The following is a 17,639-nucleotide window of genomic DNA, read 5'->3' as shown; positions in this document are numbered from 1 at the left end:
AACGTTTTCATATGTGAAATATTTCACAAATAGGAATGCGAGGCGGCTCCCCGCCCCGCAAAAGGTCGAACCCGGACCCGGAGCGAACCCCGTCCCTCAGGCCAGGGCGAGCGCCTCGTTGGCGAGGCGGACGGTGAGTTCCGTCTCCGCCTTGAGGCGGCGGAGTTGCATGGGAGTAAGCACGTGCGCCGCCCAATCCCAGTGCACGGCCACCGTATCTCCCGGCTTCACCTCAAGGGGAACACCGCTTACGTCCCCTTCCGCGAGGTCCACGAGGACCACCTCGGGATCGCCGAGCTGAAGGCGGTCGCCGCGGAGGACGAGGGGTTGGCGCCGCACCGCCACTTGTCCGCCGAAAACCGCCTCCACCGTCCCCCAACTGATCCGACACTTGTCCATGTGCTCCAAGGCGATGTCCGGCCGGGCGCTTTTGAGCGCTCCCGTGCGCGTGTAGACATCGAAGACGTGGAAGTTGTGGTGCGGGTGCGCCCCGTGCTCGAGCTTGCCGACGAGCCAGGCAAAGGCCCGATCGGGCATGCGCTTTTTGAACTTTTCCGTGAGGGCGTCGTAAAACTTGCGCGGCGTCACGCGATCCAAAAGTTCGTTGCCGATCCAGTACGCCTCGACCACCTTGGGGTGGAACGGGTTTCTGTATCCGTTGGAGTAGGCGATGAGGCTCAGGTAAAAGTAGGCGGCCTGAAAGTCCCGGGCGAGGCGGAAAAAGCCTTCGTCCACCCGACGCTCGGCGACGTACGCGTAGACGCTTCGGCTCTCCGCCGGCCCGCAGTACCCCAGACGATTGGGCGGGTAGGCAAAGCGCCCAAAGAGGAGCGCCCCTTCCACCACTTCCGGATCGTATATGAGCATATCGGACAAGGGAAATCCCTCCCATCCTCGTCTCTTGGATCGCAGGAAAGCGCTTTCTCCTTCATTTTACCCCACGATCCCGATGAGCGCCTTGGCGGAAGGTCGAAGGAAAAACCGGCACGGGAACGAAAGGAACGCCGTCTTTTCCCGACGGCGGGAGTTCGAGGCGGACGAACGGCACGCCGTAGAGGCGCTCCAAACGCCCTTCGGTGAGCCCCGCGGGAAGGGACACGGCTTCCGTTGTCCCGTCGGAAAAGAAGAGCACGGCGCGGTCGGCAAATCCCAGGGCCGCTTCGGGGGCGTGGGTGGTGAAGAGCACGGCGAGCCGCTCGCGGTCGGCGAGCTCCCGGAGGAGGGCGAGGACTTCCAGGCGTTGGCGGACGTCGAGGTGCGCCTCCGGCTCGTCGAGGACGAGGAGTTCGGGAACGCGGGCGAGCGCCCGGGCCACGAGGACGCGGCGGAATTCGCCGCCGGAAAGCGACGATACGCCGCGCGCGGCGAGGTGCTCCACCCCCACACGCCGCAGGGCGGCGCGGGCGAGTTCGACGTCGCGCGCCCCGGGGGCGGAAAAAAGGCCGAGGTGCGGCGTCCGCCCCATGAGGACGTAGTCGAGCGCGGTGTACCCGAAGGCGACTTCTGCCTGCTGGGGAACGTAGCCGGCAACTCGGAGGGGCGGTAGGGTATCCCCGTCCTTCCCCACCCAGTAGGCCTTTCCCCCGAGCGGGCGGAGAAAGCCGAGGATCGTCTTGAGGACCGTGGACTTCCCCACCCCGTTGGGCCCGAGGATCGCCACGACTTCCCCCGGTCGAACGGAGAACTCTACGCCCGCGAGAAGGGGAGTCCCGCGGTAGCCCACGCGGAGGCCGTCGACGCGGAGGCCTGCGGATTTCCCGTCCATCTCCCTCATCCCCATCTCCCTCCCGTCCGCCTAAGGAGCACGTAGAATCCTGGAGCACCGACGAGGGCCGTGAGGATCCCCAACGGGATTTCCGCCGCCGTGAGCGTGCGGGCGAGGACGTCTACGACGAGGAGAAAGCTCGCCCCTACGGACGCCGCCGCGGGCAGGAGCCTCCGGTGCTCGGGACCGACGAGCATCCGGGCGAGGTGCGGGACGAGGAGCCCTACCCACCCGATCACCCCGGCCGCCGCCACCTCCGTCGTCACGAGGAGGGCGACGGCGGCGACGACGACCGCGCGCAGGCGCTGCGGGTGCACCCCGAGGGAGAGGGCTTCCTCGTCGCTCAGAGAGAGGACGTTGAGGCGGTAGGCGAGGGCGAGGAGAATCCCCCCACCGAGGAAGAGGGATACCCCCGCCGCCCGCAGGGAAAAGGGCGAAGCGTGGGCGAGGCTTCCCATGAGCCAGTAAGTGATCGCGGGGAGCTTGTCCTGGGGATCGGCGACGTACTTCACGAAGGACACGAGGGCGGAAAAAAATGCCCCCGTGACGATCCCCGAAAGGAGGAGGACGAGGCGGGGATCGCCGACGCGCACGCGGCTCATACCGAGGACGAGGACCTGGCTCACAAGCCCGGTGAGAAACCCCAAGGCGTAGGAGGGGAGGGAAAATCCCCAAAAGAGGATGCCCGTCGCCACGCCGAAGGCCGCCGCGGGAGTCGCCCCCAGGATGTCGGGGCTCACGAGCGGGTTGCGAAAGATCGCCTGAAAGGACGCCCCGGCAATCCCCATCCCCGCCCCGAGAAAGAGGGCGAGAAGCCCGCGCGGAAGGCGCTGGGTGAAGAGCACGGCCTCGAGGAGGGGCTGCTCCGCGGGCGCGGGCGGAGAGCCGACGAAACCTGCGGTGAGGAGCCACAGGGCGTTGTCCCAACTTACGGGATAACGGCCGACGAAGAGGGAGAGGAAAAAGACAAAAAGCGGTGAGGCGAGGAGGACGGCGTACCCCCACCTGCCCCCCGCCCCACCGCCCTGTCGTTCTGGAGATACCCGATACGCCGACATTCCGTGCACCCCTTGACGGGCCGCCGCCCCGTCCGAAACCCACCGCGGGTACGTCAGTACACGTTGTGGAGGCGGCGGACGACTTCCTCGCGGGAGATCGTGTAGCCGTAAAAGTCGCGGTAGAACTCCTGCACCTTGGCCACGACGTCCACGTCGGCAAAGGCGTTCGGATGGGCGAGCTTGCCGAGCCACCACATCATGAGCGGCGACTCCGGGTTGGGCGGCTCCCAGCGGTAGCCGACGAGGGGCACCTTATACACGCGCCCTTCGCGCACCGCCCGCAGTTGGCTCCAGTCCTGACCTTCGATGCGGTTGTTGAGGAAGTCCTCCGGCGTGCGGTCCGTGAAGTTGCTGATGAGAAGGATGTCGGGGTCCATGCGGTAGATCTGCTCCATGCTCACGTTTTGCCAGCCTTTGAGGTCTTCGGCGGCGTTGCGCACACCGGCGGCGTCCATCCACACGTCAAAGTAGATCCCCTTCCCGGCGACGCGCGGCGTCTCGTTGTAGACGAGGAGGACCTTGGGACGCCGTTCCTGCGGAATGTCCCGGGTACGGGCGCGTATGGCCTGGAGGTTTTCCTCGTGGTAGCGGACGAGGGCTTCCGCCCGCTCCTCCTTTCCGAGGAGCTTCCCGACCATGCGGAACCACCCTTCGAGATCCTCCTGCGTCCCGTGGTGGATGGCGAGGACGGGAAGTCCGGCTCGCTCCATCTTTTCGATTTCCGGCTTCTGGTCATCCCACTGGATCACGACGTCTGGACGGAGCTTTAAGAGTTCCTCGAGATTCACCGTAAAGCCTTCCTGCACGAAGTTCGTAGGCACCTGGGCGAGCGCGGGATCGATGTCTTTGAGGGTGCTCTCCCGGTAGGCCTTCATCGCCGTAGGGTGCATGCCCACGATGCGCCCGCCGCCCCCGTCGATGGCGAAGATCACGGAGGGCATGGGCATGGGGAGGAGGACGATCCGCCGGACGTCCGCAGGAACGCTCACCTCACGCCCGAGCTGGTCGACGATTGTGCGCGTAGCGGGCGCGGTTGGAGAAGGCGGCGTTTCCGCCTGCGGTTGGGATTTCCCCCCGCACCCGACGAGCGCAAAGAGGGCGATCCACGCCGCGGCAAAGCCCGAAACGAACTTGCTCCAGTGTCCGCGGCCGCGCCGCGGCGGAAAACCGAAACGAGCATCCATGGAAGCGAGACCCCCTACTGCGAGACGAAATGTGCCGCTCCGTCGATACTCATTCTCACTCGTCTCGTACGAGCGTAGCACATTTCGCCTCTCCCGTGCAACACGCGGGCTGCATCTTGCGCCTGCAAGCAAAGGGCGGGAGGTGCGCGCCTCCCGCCCTTGCCGTATCCGACCTTTGTCGGCGGTACGTCCCCCTCCGAGGACAATGCGAAAAGGGTGCCCACGCCGCCACCGTTGCGTTACCGCGGGGCCTCGCACGGCCCTCTACCCTGCCTGACGGTCTCCTTCGGCGCTCAAGCGGCGCTCTGGTTCGATCCGTTTTCTTCGGAAGGGGGGCGCCGGCGCACCAGCACCGCAACCCCCGCACCGACGGCGGCGAGACCCGCGAGCGCGAGAAGGCCTGCGGTGAGCCACTCTCCCGTGCGCGGGATGCTCCCCTTCGAAGGGGCCTTGGGAGCAGCTCCTACTCCCGTAGTAGCGGAAGGAGCACCCGCTTCGGCGGCGCCGGAGGCGGGCTTCTCCTCAGGTTTTCCTTCCGAAGATTTTCCTTCCGTAGGCGCGGCGGCGAGCTGAAGGCCTGCCACCGCGACGGGCTTTGCGGTGGAATTCCCTGCCTTGGGGTCACCCAACTGGCCGAAGGTATTTGCCCCCCACGCCCGGACGCTTCCGTCCCGCAACACGGCGAAGGCGAAGTTGTCGCCAGCGGCGACGGCCTGGGCCGGCGTGCGGCACTGTACGCGAACGGGAAGCGCGCGATTTTCCGTCGTCCCATCCCCCAACTGGCCGTACGCGTTGTAGCCCCAAGCCCATACGGCGCCATCCTCCGTGAGGGCGTAGGAGGTGCCGTACCCGGCGGCTACGGCGACGACGCGGGAGAGGTTCTTGACCTGCACCGGGGTTGGCCGCGCTTCGCGCGTCCCGTCTCCAAGTTGGCCGAAGGCGTTGTCGCCCCACGCCCACACCGTGCCGTCGCGCTTGAGCGCGAGGGAGTGCACGTCCCCCGCCGCCACCTGCACGACGTCCGTGAGGTCCTTGACCGCCACGGGAGACGTGCGGTTTTCCTTCGTCCCGTCCCCCAGCTGGCCGAAGCGGTTCCACCCCCACGCCCACACCGTGCCGTCGCGCTTGAGCGCGAGGGAGTGCACGCCGTTTCCGTGGGAAATCCCCGCCGCCACCTGTACGACGTCCGTGAGGTCCTTGACCTGAACGGGCTTAAAGAGGAAGGCGTTTCCCGCAGGCAGCCCGGCACCCAGCTGGCCGAACTCGTTGCTCCCCCACGCCCAGGCCGTACCATCCTCGCGCACGGCGAGCGAATAGCCGTACCCGGCGGCTACGGAGACCACGCGGTCGAGCCCTTCGAGGCGGAGCGGGACGGGGCTCGACGTCTTCGCGTCCGTGCCGAGTTCTCCGAAGCGGTTGTCTCCCCAAACCCAGACCGTGCCGTCCTTCTTGAGGGCGACGGAATGCATGTCCCCCGCCGCCACCTGCACGACGTCCGCGAGGTCCTTGACCGCCACGGGAGACGTGCGGTTTTCCGTCGTGCCGTCCCCCAGCTGGCCGTACGCGTTATACCCCCAGGCCCGGACCGTTCCGTCCGGAAGGAGGGCGAGGGCGTGCGCATAGCCGCCGGAAATCGGGGCAGAGGGTACAACCGCCGCGCCCCAAACCGCCGTCGGAAGCAACCCGTACGCGGCCAAAATCGCAAATGCCGCAAGTAAGGGAAAGAATGCGCGAACTCTACCCTTCCTCACCGACCGTTCCTCCCTTCGATCCTCGAACACGTTAGTAGCGGTATCCGGAACGCTCCGGATACGGTGCGTCGCCCTTTACGGAGAACCAAATCATGCGGTTGAGAAGGTCGTCGTACTCGGGGTTGTCGATCACGGCGTTCATCCGCTCCCCGAGGAGGGCGTACTCCTTCGCGCGAGGGTTCGGCGCTTCGTCGGGGGTAGGGTTCATGCGGTCGAGCGGGATCCGGTTCGGCCGATGCAGGTACGGACGGAGGTCGAGGCTGTCCGTAAAGAGCTTGTCCATCGGCTTCGCCGCGAGGTCCATGAGGTTCATCGGCGGGATTCCGAGGATCTGCTCCATCGTCCGAATCGCATCGATCTGGGTGTAGAACGTACTTACCGTCTTGCCGAGACGCGAATAGGGGCTCAAGACGAAGGCGGGGGATCGGAAGGGAGAAACGTGGTCCCAACCGTCCTGGGCGTCGTCCTCCACGACGAAGACCGCCGTCTCCGGCCAGAAGCGGCTACGGGAGAGGGCTTCCACGATTCGCCCGAGGGCGATGTCGTTGTCGGCGACCATGGACTGGGGCGTGGGGAAGCCGGGCTTCGTCCCGCCCGTGTGGTCGTTGGGCAGGGCGATGAGGATGAAGTTCGGCATCTCGCCATCGGCTTCGAATTTCCGGAGGTCTTCGATGAACATCTCCGCGCGGAGGACGTCGGAAAACCGGTAGTCCTCACCCGGAAACTCGGGGTGGGTGTGCTTCAGGATGTTGGGGATCGTGCCGACGACGTGCAGCCCTTGCGGGCGCTTGCCGGCGAGGTAGAGGTCGAAAAGCGCCTTCCAGCCGAGAGAGTTGTCGTCCATCCGCGGAAGCGTGCCTTCGCCGTACACGCGGAAAGTCTTCCCGTGCTTGAGGACGTTGTCCCAGATGTAGCCCGTCTTGGGCGGCACGAGGGCGTCGAGGAGCGTGTGCGGGTAGCCGCGGAACCAGGCGCGGACGTTTTTCTCCACGTAGTCCGAAAGGTAAGCCGTCGTCGCCCACGGGTGTCCTTCTGCGGAACTCTTGGCCGGGAGGTAGAAATTGTCCAGAAGAGCGAACTCGCGGGCGAGGGCGTGGTGGTTGGGCGTCACGGGTTCGTCGAAGACGACGAGGTTCTTGTCGCCATTGCCCTCCGGCATGTCTCCGAATACCTGGTCGTACGTGCGGTTTTCCTTGATGATGTAGACGACGTGCTTGATCGTCGATGGTTCGCCGAGCCGCTCAGGAATGGGGCGCGGCTTTGCGTCCGGACGGGCGGGGGCTTCGAGGGATTCCTTAGAAGCGACCGCTCGGTTGTACTGGATGGAGAGCCACACGGTGTCCGTGTAGCGGGCGAGTTCTTCTTCTGTCTTCGGCAGGGGGATCGCCGAAACCATGGCGAGCTGCCGGTGGGCGTTGTACGATCCGGCCGTCGGGAACTTCTCCCCCGTCGCCGGCGAGGGGTACGGGCTTTGGAAGGCCTTGTCCGTGGGGTCGTCGGTCGTGGCGTAGGGACCCACGCCTTCGAGGTCGGCCACCCACAAGGTCTCTCCGTCCGACGTCACGGCAAGGCCGCTCGGGTATTGGGCCGTCGGGAGAAAGCCGAGTACGCGGCTGTCTTCCTCGGTGCCGGTGCCGCCCGACCTCTTTCCGAGTTCGATCACGGCGACGGCGTTGAGCATTCCGTCCGCGACGTAGAGGCGAGAACCGTCCGGGGACAGAGCGAGGGCGTTGGGGGAAGCCCCGTAGGGCAAACCGTCGACGCTCGCCCAAATCGTCTCCACGACCTCGTCCGTGTCCGTGCGGATCACGCTCACCGTGTCGCTTCCGGCGTTGGCCACGTAGACGTACTTCCCGTCGGGGGAGGCGAGGACGGCTCCAGGAAGGAGGCCGACGTCGAGCGTCTTGACGGGGGCATAGGTGCCGTCTGCGTTTCGGCGAAGCACCTCAACGGTCCCCGACGCGGCGGTGTCCGTGGTGGGGTCCACGAGGACCTTCTGCTGGAGCTTGAGGTTGTAGTCGTTCCAGCCGCCAAGACCCGTGGGGTCTTTTGCCTGCGGCTTGCGACCACCCCACATCGTGACGTAGAGCTTGTCCCCCACGGCGGCCACGCCGTACGGGTAGTAGGAAGTCGGGATGTCGATGCGCGTGACCGACCCGTCGGCGAGGTGCACGGCGGCGACAGCGCTCGTTCCGTTCAGGGCGACGAAGAGCGTAGACCCGTCGGAGGAGAGCGTAAGACCGTTGGGCAGGGCGGGGCGGCCGTCTTCCGGCGGGAAGGTCGCAAGCACGGTCGCCTCGCCGAAGGTTCCGTCGGCGTACACCGTGATCTTCAAGACCTTCCCGTCTTTGGGCGACTTGAGCTTGGAGTCCGCTCCGGAGACGGGGACGTACACGGCGCTTCCGGTCGGGTCCCAGACGACACCCGCGTAGACACCCACCCCTTCGTTGGCGGTGTCGAACTTGCGTGTCGCGAGGATTTCCTTCGTGTGGGCGTCGATGAGGGCCATGTCGAAGCGCCCGAGGACGGCGACGAAGCGGCCGTCGGGCGAAAGGGCGAGGTCGAGGGCGTGGTTTTCCAGGGACTTATCCCCCCAGGTGATGAGCTCTCCTGCGGGGTAGAGGACTTGTCCAGTGGGAAGAAGGATCGCTCCAGAATCGTCGGTTGGCGGACCGGCGGTGTTCTGAGCATTTTGGGCAAAGCTCACGCCGAAAAAGGGCAAAACCGACGTAAAGAGCACGAAGGCGGCGAGCCAAGCAATGCCGCGGTGGCGACGGGAGAATTTCATTTTCCTCCTCCTTTCCTCCGCATCCCGAAAAGGCCGCATCCTCGACCTACGGGATCCGCCTATAACTCTACGGCCAAACTAGGAGGAAAGGGGTTAAAGCTCCGTAGAGTTTCCGTAAAGGTTGTGTAAAACACAAAAACGCGAGGCGGGGACTTCCGCCTCGCGGGGACTCGAACGGTTTAAGGTTTAGTCCCGATGGATCCACCGACCACGCCAACCTTTCGCTCGGTGAGCGATGTAGGTGAGAGGCATTGATTCAACAGGACCAAAGCAGCGTTCAAGAACTTACGCAGCAAATCTCCGGGAGTTTTGTGGAGCAAATGGCCCCTGGAAATAGCGTAGGTTTGACCCCAATGGAGGTATAGACGGTGAAAGCATATACGCCCGACAAAAGTTCCAGGGCAAAGGGGAAAGAGAGCAACATTTATACCATCCCATACTCCCAGTGGAAACCGTTGGTCGTTTCGTGCTTAATCGAAAGATCCAGACGACATAGCTCCTGAGCCAACTCCTCAATACACCCGTAAAAAATTGAGAGGCGGAGCCGCAATCTCTTCATCTCTTGTCTTGGAGTGACTGTTTCTCTGCGGCTCTTGCCTGTTCCGCCCCTATATTATGGGTCGCTACCGCCAAGGACAAGGATGTCGATCGCCGCCTCTATTCCTTGAGTGAGTCGTACAGACAGTACCCACCCGTTCTTGATGAACCCCAAAAGTAGCGACCAACCGGTACTGTCTGACTTGATTTGGCGCGCGACATTCCGAAACGGGAAGATGATGTCTACGTCTTTTTGAATTTCTTATTGATGGATCCAAGAACTAACCATTTGCCGTAGAATATATACACTTATGCTTTTATTGCGAAAAATTAAATTCACCAAATGATTGAGTAAATAAAAATTAAAAAAACTTATAACTTTCACCAAAAATACAAACTATTTTTTAATATTACTTGTTCACCTATTAATTAAATTCTACTTTTTGTTTGTTTTTAAAAAAATAATCGTAAAAATCAAATAGCAATAGATTATTTATATTTACCTATAACGCGTTTAACGCGTCTGTGCGACAAAGAGCAAAAATTAAAAAGATATACTGAAGAAGTATTACATAAAATAAACGTAGGAAGTGCTGTAAAAGTACTACATGATAAAGTTCGTATGTCCACCGAAACGCTCCACTATAAGCAAAATAATGTTATTGTTTAAAAAAATGGATAGGATAGCCTCCCATACAATGCGGACAGATTCTGGACAAATTCTAAAACCCTCCTTGGGAGGCGATCCGCATGACATAGAGTACTAGAGTACTAGTGTTATTGTCCCCCTGCACCTGTGCCATCTAAGCTCTTGGCTTTGTTCGCAACAGAACCAAACAATGCGGATAGGGCATCCTTTACAGAAGTCGCTAAACCATTTTTAATTTCTCCATTATTACTAAATGCCGAAGCGATTGCGAACAAAACCGCCAGCACGAGAAAGCCGAGCGCTACCCACTCGAGCGATACGCCACCACGATCGTTGCGGAGCATCGACCCAACGCGCGCTTTGACCCACTTCGGAAAAAGATGGGCGTCCACGTAAAGGCGGATTGTCGCTTCGTTCAGATAGGTCCAAACTCCCCTCTGCATCCGCTCCACCCCCTTCCCTGGGTAAGTAAACCTGCGACTTCGTCGGCAGACGATAGCTAGCCTCTCGCAAGAATCGAAAACCCCGATCCTCGCTTCCCGCCTCCGCCCAAAATTATGGACAAAAGATATTCGGTTGTCAAGATCGGAAAAACGGTTCCCTCATCTCTTGAGGCAAACGCGCCAAGAAATCTGTCGACAAATCTGGCCCGCGGCCCCATCCCTACCGCTCCGACTCGTTTTTCTGACTATCGGTAAACGAGGGCCAGACCGCACGCCGGGATCAGTACGGCAAAGGCTACCTGTAGCTTGTTTCTCCAACGATCAATCGCCTCCTCCCCAAAAATCCCTAACCCGTTCGGCTGTTTGCGGTGCCTCGAAGGTCGGAGGCCCTTGCACCACTCCGGAAGAAGGCCAAGTTCAAGGTCTTCTACTGCCCGTACTGCTCGGTTCAAAAGGCCTTTGACCTGGACAATGCCGATTCTGATCCCACGCCCCACTAGTAGAGCCAGACTCCTGCGGTAGTAGATCCGATCTAACCACTTCACGGTGCTTGCCCTAGACCACACCAACGGTCCGCCGATTGCAATGCTAAGTGCTACGGGTTCCCCGACTGTGGAAACGCCAAGTACTATAAGAGACTAACATAACGCCAATCCCTATTAGCGCCATGCCCATGTGACGAAAGAAATCAAACGCCGCTTCGCCCGGTCCTGATCGCTTTCGTCGTTGCCGGGCGCGTTCCACATCGTCCAGATGTCCATGCTCATGTCCCATGCCTCAAACCTGAGGGTTGTAAACCCAGTGACCGCACCATACCTCATAACCCAACGGCCAACAAGCATTCTTGCAAGTTTGATAGCCTCCCTTGCACGGCCAGATAGACTTCACCTCCAAGGCCAGACCCCACGCCTTCGTACGCTTCCGAAAACGCACGTTGTACGATATGCGCTTCTGTCATCACCCTTTAGTCGGTTAGAAGAGCTCAGCAGGGCGACGAATCCCCCGCACCTAACTGCTTCTCCACCAATCCGGCGCATGCTTTCTCCCCACCCGCCAACCCACCGTCCGGCACCCGCTTTGGATTCCGCAGCACCTTTTGAATCATCATCTCTGTTTCCGCAAAAGCAGTCCCCCATTGATACTTACAGAATGCTTTAATAACTTCATATTTTTAGCATATGTATTGCATTCGAACTTTAATAACTTCATATTTTTAGCATATGTATTGCATTCGAACAATGGATTTATTATCAAATATAGATATTAAATATGGTATAATTTTTTAATAGTCCGCATCATTGTTTTTATACGTATATTAATCAGCGTGAATTACTTTATATTGTGCATCAAACTATAAGAATACTTGTTAATATATCAATCACAAAATACACGTATATTACACAAATAAAAAAGGCGCCTGTGAAAAACGAAGGCGCCTGGAAAATTCGAGGAGTTTCTCGAGTGGCTTACGGTTTGGACCCGATGGAGCCACTAAGCTCGTTATCCCTTACCTCGGTGAGCAGTGTGGGTGAGCGGGGTTGATCCAACTGAGAGGAAAAGCGCCCAAGAAGCCAAGAACTTACGCGGCAAAGCCCCGAGAGTCGTCCTCAGCCGAGCGGTCCTGCCGGCGCACCAGCACTGCGGCTCCCGCACCCGCGGCGGCGAGACCTGCAAGCGCGAGAAGACCTGCGGTGAGCCACTCTCCCGTGCGCGGAAGTACCGCGGCAGGCTGCGCCGCCGGCTCCACAGGCCTAAGGGTTTGCCCGCCCGACGACGCCTCCGCCCCCGAAGTCTGCTCGCCCGCGGTCGGCGACTGCACCTCCACGGCAAAGGCCTTGGGGTCGAGAAGCAAGCGGACGATCATGGCGTTCTTGAGTGCCTGCGCGCGCGCCTTTTCTGCGGGCGTCGCCTCGCCCGCCTTGACCTTGGCCCGCAGGGCGAAAAATTCCGGCTCGAGGACGCCGTCCTGCGGCCGCACCCGAACCATGGTCCCGTCCTTCGCCGTCAAGGTGAGGACAAAGCTTTCCGGACGTACGGGAGGATCCTCGAGCATCGTGAAGTTCCCGTCCCCGGCGACGGCCGCGAGGAACTTCTCTATCCTGTCGTTCTTCAGCTTCGTCTCGAGGGTGAAGTTCCCCTGTACCAAGGCGAACTCGGGGCGCGTCTGCCGAAGGGTGGCTACGGCTTCCTGCACGGCGCGGTAGAGGAACGTCCCGCCGAGGCAGATCCCCTGCTCCCCAAACATGGTATCGGCGTATCCTACCGACCGTTCCTCGCCGCCCGTCCCCCGGACGACGATCGGATCGACGAGCCGCGCCGTGAACATGCTCGGCTTAGGGGCGAGGAGGTTGACGAGGACTTCCCGCTGCATTTCCTGGAAGCGCGCGGCTTCTTCGGGAGAGGCACGACCAGAAACCACGCGGTTGCGCAGGGCGAAGAACTCCTCCCCTCCAAAGAGTTCCGGCATGGCGCGCACGACCGCGACGCGCTTGTCGCCCTCCCGGACGAAGAAGAACGTCGGCGCTTCCGGAAGGAGGGGCATGGGTATGCCGAGGTAGCGGACGTCCTTTGCTGCGGCCTCCATGACCGGACGCGAACCTGCATTAGGAGGCAGGAAGGAGCGAACGGCGAGACCGTCGCGTTCCAGGGGGCCACCGAGACCCTCCTCGCCACTCGCCAAGACGCGCCAGGCGAGGGCCGTCCCGGCGACGATGCATGGGTAGCCGAGGCCAGCGTCTCGACCGATGCGCATCGCCCGGTCCAGCGTAAGCGGTTGGCCGTCGACGAGGGGGTTCGGTCCGAGCACCTCGGCGACGCGCCAGAGGGCGATCGTCGCCGCCGCCTGGCGGTCAGCGGTCACGAGCGCACGCTTCCCCTCTGGCGGATAGCGCCAGGAGCCTTCGGGGAGGGTTTGCAGGAGGGAAGGGATCTTTCGGCCCGTGAAAAAGCCCTCGCTCATCATCACCGGAAGCACGACGGCCGTCTTGCCTTCCGCGACGACCGCCGCGGCCACGTCGGCAAGCGCGGGCCTCGCCTCGCCCGAGACGTAGCCCGTCCGCACGTCGCGAACCCTTCCGTCGGAAAAGCGCTTTACGAGCTCGCCGAGGGAGTTCAGGTTTTCCTCCCACTTCGCCTGTCCCTCGGGGGTATCCGATCCGTGGGCGGCGAGGATCACGACGTCTTTCTCCGGATCTTGGAGGAAGGGGGCCGCGACGGCCGTGAGGACAGCCGCAAGCATCGGATGGTCGTCCACGGCAGGGGTGAAAAAGACCCGGCCGGGAACTTGGGCCCGCGGCAGATCTTCTGAAGGATCGGGCGGCGTTTCATGAAGTCCGAGGATGTAGCGGATCTCTTCGATGTGGTTGGAGTAGCTGCTCACGAAGAACGGGACGGCGACGATGTCCCGAACGCCCCGATCGGCCAGCGCCTTTACCGCCTGGGGAATCGTGGGTTCTACGGCTTCCAAATACCCGAGGACCACGGGCACGTCGAGGTGCTTTTGGAGTTCGTCGCGCACGGCCTCGACGGCCGCCGTCCAGGAATCTTCCTTTGTACCGTGGGCGACGAGGAGTACGCCTATCCCTTCCCGCCCGGGCACCGGAGCGCCCGCGCTCGCGTGGGCGAGAGAAGCGAACACACCCCAGAGAAGGGTCAAAGCGACGAACAGAGAAACGAGCCGAAACCAAGGCGCGGGTCTACGCCCCGCGCGAAGGAATCCCGCCATGGCGCGAAACCACTCCTTTCGTCGGAAAAGATTTGCCTCTGCGGCAAACGCACGAGGGGGATCGCCGGAAGGGCGCATTCGCCGACAGGTACAACAGACGCCCTACGCCGTGCGCCTGCGTGGACGCAAGAAGAGGAGGAAAGCTCCCGCAAGGGCGGAACCGCCGCCTAGAAAAGGAAGGAACGCAAACGCGGCATCTGCACCCGTACGGGGGAGAACACCCGCGGAGATTTGCTTGGATCCGGGAGCGGGAGCAAGATCGGCATCGCTCTCCGAGGAAAGACGCCCGGCACTGGCAGACGGCATTCCTGCATTCGTGGGCGTCTCCCCGCCTACCGCCGGTGTTCCTTCCCCGGCCGGCGGCGCCACTCCGTCAGTAGGCGGCGCACCTGGATCGGGCGGAGGAGGGGGAGTCTGCCCATTGGCGGGCGGCGCACCCGGATCGGAAGGAGAAGGGGGAGTCTGTCCGTTGGCGGGCGGTGCACCCGGATCGGGCGGGGGCGGCGAAGTCCCCTCCCCCGGAGACTGACGCTTCTCGGGAGCGAAGAGGGCGAGGAAGGCGTGGTGCTTGTTGTCTTCGTGAAAGCTCGTCCCGCGTCCCGCGACGGCGATCGCACCGGCAGCGTTTATCGCCACGCCGTACGTGTGGTCTACGCGCACGCCTCCCAGCTGGGCGAGCCATTGCAAATTCCCCGCCTCGTCCACGCGTACGACGGTGTGCGCGTAGTTCCCCGACCCGAGCATGGCCGGTCCGACGAAGACGTACCCGCTCCCGTCGGGAAAGGCGGCAACGTCGAAGCCCCAAAACGCGCGTCCCGCGCCGGCGCCAAAGACGCGTACCCACTCCTCCTTCCCCGTCGCGTCGAACTTGCGCAGGAAGGCGGCGGCGTTGTGCGGCGGGTACGACGTCGTCGTCCCCACGACGAGGGCACCGCCGTCCCCCGTGGCTACGACGTCGTACGGGAAGTCGTTCTTCTCCCCGCCGAAGGTCGCGTTCCAGAGGACGGAACCATCCTCAGGACGAACGCGTAGGAGAAAACCGTCCCACACGTTCGATCCGGGCGCTTTGAGGGCTTTCCCGGCGACAAAGATGTCGCCGTTCGCGGCAAGGGCAAGCCCCTTCCGGTCGATCAGCGTCCGCGTCTCCCCGCGGTAGTCCTTTTCCCAACGCACGTTCCCCAAGGCGTCGAGACGCCAGAGGTGGACGGAACTCTCCGCCGCATCCGTGTAGCGGCTCGCGGCGACGACAAATCCCCCGTCGGCGAGAGGGAGTACGCCGCGGCCGTAGTCGACCACCTCTCCGCCCCCCAGCCGCCGCTCTCCCAGGACGGCCCCGTCTTCCGCCCGCAAGGCGAGCACCCAGGTAAAGGGATTTTCGCTCTTGGGGTCGGCGTAGCCGACGACGTACACCCTGCCGTCGGGGCCAATCGCCGCGTGCGTCGGATACGTCGCCGCATCTGCTACGCGTTCGTCGCGCTTCCAGAGGATTTCCCCGCCTTCGGAGAAACGGAGGATTTCCGCATGGACCTTGCCCTCGAGGACGACGGTCCCTATGGCGAGAAAGCTCCCGTCGGGAAAGGCGGCGACGTGAAGGAATTCCGACGGCGCCACCTCAAACGCCTTTTGCCAACGCACCTCCGGCGGCGGATCGCTCACGTATACGAAGAGCACCGCCTCGCGACCCGCGTAGCGCGCGGTGAGCTTTGTATACCCTGCGGAGAGCCCCGCAAGCCGTGCGTTCCCTTCGGAGACCTCCACCCGGGCCACGCCTGGATCGGCCACTTCGTACTCCGCCTCCGCGGTCACCGTGCGCGTATCCCCGGAAGCGTACTTCGCCACGAGGTCGGGCAAGGGCGCCTGCTCTCCCGTACGGACGACGAGCGAGGGGTTGAGAAAGACGAGGGAAGTCACTTCCGATCCTTCGGCCCGTACGGCTGACGGAACTACTGCCCACAGGAAGGCAAAAAGCGCAAGAAGTACACGCCAAAAACGGGACGCCGCATCCCGCCGGCGAAACCCCGGTGGCGGTTGCGCCACGTTCAACCTCCTCCTCTCATGCCGAAACTGGATTCCGCGCGGGCGCACACCCTCGACTGCCGAGTAGGGGCTCGTCAGGAGCACGCCCTCTTCCCACAGAACCGAAGAACCGAAACTCTGCGGCCGAAGACGCGGAGCAAACGATAAGGAGAATCTTTCTCGATCGAGAGGTAGTATACCCTTCCTATTCTCTCATGTCAATAAAAACCGTGCTTCCAGATATAATTTAAAACTTTTATCGAGTTGGAACACGTATCACGAAGTTCTCCCTACAAACACGGCGTTCGCCCGTTCTCTGCGAAGACGGGGCAAACGCGCGTTGCGAAGACCCGACTTGCCCTCACCTGGCGTTTCCTTCTTCAATTCGTGTCTTCCGGGCGCGCCCAGTAAGAACGGTGATGCCTAGGCGTCTATACGCGCAGACAAAACAAACACCGGATGCGGGACCGCACCCGGTGTTTCATCTGGCGGATTTCCTTTTATTACCTGAGAGGCGTACGCCCATCCCCAACGCGCCCGTGCGCAAAGGCCTCTTTTCCCGAAAGCCCGGGAAACTTTACGCTCCCTCGCGGAGGACGGCCCGAAGGTGGGCTTCGGATTCCTCGGAGGCCAGCTCGCGAAATTCTGTCTTCCCCAAATCCGTGAGAAACACGAAGCGGATCTTTTTCCGCACGTTCTTCTTGTCCCGAAGCATCACCCGGACGACGGAGGCGGGGTCGTACGCTTCCCCTTCCGGCCAGCGGAGGTCGAAGCCGAAGCGCGCGAGGAGCGCTTCGAGGCGCATGCGCACGCCATGGGCCAAAATCCCCAGGCGTTCCGCGATGCGCGACTCCACGGCGAGCCCAAGGGCCACAGCCTCCCCGTGAAGTAAAGACCGGTAGCCCCCGAGCGTTTCCAAGGCGTGGCCTACGGTGTGGCCGAGGTTGAGGACCTCGCGGATGCCCAGCGTCTCGTAGGGGTCGCGGGATACGACGTCCGCCTTTACCGCAATTCCCCGAAGGAGGGCTTCGGCGAGCGCGCCGGGATCTAAGGCCATGATCTTTTCTGCTTCCGCCTCGAGGAAGGACACGTACTCCTCCCCTTCGAGAAAGGCGTGTTTCACGACTTCCGCAAGCCCCGAACGCACCTCGCGCGGAGGAAGCGTGCGGAGGAGCGCCGTGTCGTAGAGGACGGCCCGGGGAAAGGCGAAGACGCCAAGGGCGTTTTTCGCAAGGGGGTGGTCGATCCCCACTTTCCCGCCGACGGCGGAGTCGTGGGCGAGGATCGTCGTGGGAAGCTGGACGAAGGCGATCCCCCGCATGTACGTGGCGGCGACAAATCCGCCGAGGTCTCCGACGACGCCGCCGCCGAGGGCGAAGAGGACGCTTTTTCGTCCGGCGCCTCCCTGGAGCATCTCCCCCACCGCCCATTCGTACGTGGCGAGGCTCTTGGAAGCCTCGCCGGCGGGGACGACGACGCGGAAAACCTCGAGCCCACAGGCGCGAAGGAGGGCTTCGACGCGGTCGCCGTAGAGGGCGTTTACCGTAGTGTCCGTAAAGAGCACGTGCGGAACTTCCGGCGCGGGAACGAGCCCCGCCCCCCGGGGTGGCGCGGATGCGAGGTACGAGCAGAGCTCGTCCAAAACTCCTTCGCCTACGACGACGGGGTACTCCACCCGGTCTTGCCGGATCCAACGCGTGTGCGCGGTTGCGGTCATAGGTCCC

General features: G+C 62.4%; 10 protein-coding genes. All 10 read right to left on the bottom strand.

Annotated features, from left to right (window positions below; translation table 11 throughout):
• Window positions 1–96: 96 nt before the first annotated feature.
• The 10 genes from C7438_RS00370 to aroB all read right to left on the bottom strand — a co-directional run bounded on the left by C7438_RS00370 (window position 97) and on the right by aroB (window position 17,632).
• Window positions 97–867: a DUF6390 family protein gene (locus C7438_RS00370; RefSeq protein WP_121443383.1), complete on the bottom strand. Its 771-nt coding sequence runs from the start codon at window positions 865–867 to the stop codon at window positions 97–99.
• A gap of 61 nt (window positions 868–928) precedes the next feature.
• Window positions 929–1,774, bottom strand: coding sequence for an ABC transporter ATP-binding protein (locus C7438_RS00365; RefSeq protein ID WP_170143443.1), 846 nt, complete (start codon window positions 1,772–1,774; stop codon window positions 929–931).
• Window positions 1,771–2,823 (bottom strand): FecCD family ABC transporter permease, encoded by a 1,053-nt coding sequence (locus C7438_RS00360; RefSeq protein ID WP_121443381.1) that lies wholly within the window; start codon window positions 2,821–2,823, stop codon window positions 1,771–1,773. The genes C7438_RS00365 and C7438_RS00360 overlap by 4 nt, the downstream gene beginning before the upstream one ends.
• Window positions 2,824–2,876: 53 nt before the next feature.
• Window positions 2,877–4,007, bottom strand: a complete 1,131-nt coding sequence (locus C7438_RS00355; protein WP_121443380.1) for an ABC transporter substrate-binding protein — start codon at window positions 4,005–4,007, stop codon at window positions 2,877–2,879.
• 293 nt (window positions 4,008–4,300) lie between these two features.
• Entirely contained in the window at window positions 4,301–5,758 is a 1,458-nt protein-coding gene (locus tag C7438_RS00350) for an RCC1 domain-containing protein (RefSeq protein ID WP_170143442.1), read from the bottom strand.
• 31 nt (window positions 5,759–5,789) lie between these two features.
• Window positions 5,790–8,546, bottom strand: coding sequence for a bifunctional YncE family protein/alkaline phosphatase family protein (locus C7438_RS00345; protein ID WP_121443378.1), 2,757 nt, complete (start codon window positions 8,544–8,546; stop codon window positions 5,790–5,792).
• 1,314 nt (window positions 8,547–9,860) lie between these two features.
• The gene (locus C7438_RS00340) at window positions 9,861–10,175 is read right to left on the bottom strand and encodes a hypothetical protein (protein ID WP_121443377.1); all 315 of its coding nucleotides are present in this window, start codon (window positions 10,173–10,175) and stop codon (window positions 9,861–9,863) included.
• 1,579 nt (window positions 10,176–11,754) lie between these two features.
• A complete protein-coding gene (locus C7438_RS00330; RefSeq protein WP_170143441.1) occupies window positions 11,755–13,899 on the bottom strand; it encodes a sirohydrochlorin chelatase in 2,145 nt (714 codons plus the stop codon).
• A 102-nt stretch (window positions 13,900–14,001) separates the two neighbouring features.
• Window positions 14,002–15,936 (bottom strand): PQQ-binding-like beta-propeller repeat protein, encoded by a 1,935-nt coding sequence (locus C7438_RS00325; RefSeq protein ID WP_121443374.1) that lies wholly within the window; start codon window positions 15,934–15,936, stop codon window positions 14,002–14,004.
• Between the two features lie 556 nt (window positions 15,937–16,492).
• Window positions 16,493–17,632 (bottom strand): 3-dehydroquinate synthase, encoded by a 1,140-nt coding sequence (aroB, locus tag C7438_RS00320; RefSeq protein ID WP_121443373.1) that lies wholly within the window; start codon window positions 17,630–17,632, stop codon window positions 16,493–16,495.
• Window positions 17,633–17,639 lie beyond the last annotated feature (7 nt).

The organism is Brockia lithotrophica, from assembly GCF_003633725.1.
GTDB lineage: Bacteria > Bacillota > Bacilli > Thermicanales > DSM-22653 > Brockia > Brockia lithotrophica.
Note: the sequence above shows the minus strand (reverse complement) of the source record. Positions and strands in the feature narration are given on the sequence as shown.

Coding starts and splice junctions, on each gene's coding strand:
- C7438_RS00365 (WP_170143443.1), bottom strand. CDS start 1,774: ATGAGGGAGATGGACGGGAAATCCGCAGGCCTCCGCGTCGACGGCCTC.
- C7438_RS00355 (WP_121443380.1), bottom strand. CDS start 4,007: ATGGATGCTCGTTTCGGTTTTCCGCCGCGGCGCGGCCGCGGACACTGG.
- C7438_RS00330 (WP_170143441.1), bottom strand. CDS start 13,899: ATGGCGGGATTCCTTCGCGCGGGGCGTAGACCCGCGCCTTGGTTTCGG.
- C7438_RS00360 (WP_121443381.1), bottom strand. CDS start 2,823: ATGTCGGCGTATCGGGTATCTCCAGAACGACAGGGCGGTGGGGCGGGG.
- C7438_RS00345 (WP_121443378.1), bottom strand. CDS start 8,546: ATGAAATTCTCCCGTCGCCACCGCGGCATTGCTTGGCTCGCCGCCTTC.
- C7438_RS00370 (WP_121443383.1), bottom strand. CDS start 867: ATGCTCATATACGATCCGGAAGTGGTGGAAGGGGCGCTCCTCTTTGGG.
- C7438_RS00340 (WP_121443377.1), bottom strand. CDS start 10,175: ATGCAGAGGGGAGTTTGGACCTATCTGAACGAAGCGACAATCCGCCTT.
- aroB (WP_121443373.1), bottom strand. CDS start 17,632: ATGACCGCAACCGCGCACACGCGTTGGATCCGGCAAGACCGGGTGGAG.